This is a genomic window from Salinibaculum salinum (assembly GCF_037645885.1).
GTDB classification, from domain to species: domain Archaea; phylum Halobacteriota; class Halobacteria; order Halobacteriales; family Haloarculaceae; genus Salinibaculum; species Salinibaculum salinum.
In genome coordinates, this window is record NZ_JBBENW010000050.1 from 1 (window position 1) to 1161 (window position 1161).

Genomic DNA, 1161 nt, shown 5'->3' on the forward strand with positions numbered 1-1161 from the left:
TTCAGAAATCTTCTGAAGTAGACCATGCCACGAACTCAACAGTACTCTGTCGATCTGTCTGCCGATGAACGAGCGGAACTGAACGCGATGCTTTCGGCTGGCACATACAAGACGCGGGAACTCACGCGTGCACGGTGTCTCTTGCACGCCGATGACGGCTTGACTGACCCGGAGGTCAGTGAAGCCGTCGGCTGTCATCCCGGGACAGTCGGTCGCATCCGTAAACGCTACACTGAAGACGGCCTCGCGGCGATCACTCGCCGCAAGGCCGACCGCGTCTACGAGCGAAAACTCGACGGACGTGAGGAAGCCCACCTCATCGCCTTGGCGTGCAGCGATCCGCCAGAAGGACGTTCTCGCTGGTCGCTCCATCTTCTTGCAGACCACTTCGTCGCTCTCTCCGAGATCGACGTTGAGTCGATCTCTCACGAAACCGTGCGACAGATCCTAAAAAAACACAACTCCACCCTCACCGATCCAAATCTTGGGTGATTACGCCCGAGAACAGCGCTGCCTTCGTCTGCAAGATGGAGGACGTTCTTGATCTCTACCACGAACCCTACGACGAAAACCGTCCAGTCGTTTGTTTTGACGAGTCCAACAAGGAACTGCACAAGGAAGTCCGCGACCCGCTCCCGGCCCGCCCGGGAGCGGTCGCTCGGTACGACTACACCTACGAACGGAATGGCACACGCAACCTCTTCGTGGTAAGCGAACCGTTGACTGGCTGGCGACACGTCGAGGTAACCGAGCGACGACGTAAACAGGAATTCGTCGCTCAGATGCAGTCGTTGGTGGATGATCACTACCCGGATGCGGAGTGCATCCGGGTGGTAATGGATAATCTGAACACGCACCAACGGTACGCCTTCTACGAACATCTCCCGCCAGCAGAAGCCCGTCGGTTGCTCAGTAAGCTCGAATTTCACTTCACGCCAGAACACGGCAGTTGGCTGAACATGGCGGAAATCGAGTTCAGCGCCCTGTGGACGGAGTGTCTTGACCGCCGCATTCCTGACGCAGCGACACTCCGGACGGAGGTCGCTGCGTGGGAACGCACCCGAAACGAGGACGAATCCGAGATTGAGTGGCAGTTCACGGCCGATGACGCTCGCATCAAACTCCGCCAGCTATATCCAGCAAATCACGATTGAAGCCGCA

The 1161-nt window shown here is 57.6% G+C and carries 1 protein-coding gene; it reads left to right on the plus strand.

Translation table 11 applies throughout. The annotated features are described in order from the left end of the window. Positions 1-24: 24 nt before the first annotated feature. Positions 25-1154, plus strand: a protein-coding gene (locus tag WDJ60_RS18780; RefSeq protein WP_340102321.1) for an IS630 family transposase whose coding sequence is annotated in 2 segments (ribosomal slippage) — positions 25-457 and positions 457-1154 — 1131 coding nt in all. Because the reading frame shifts where the segments join, the coding sequence is not laid out codon by codon here. Positions 1155-1161 lie beyond the last annotated feature (7 nt).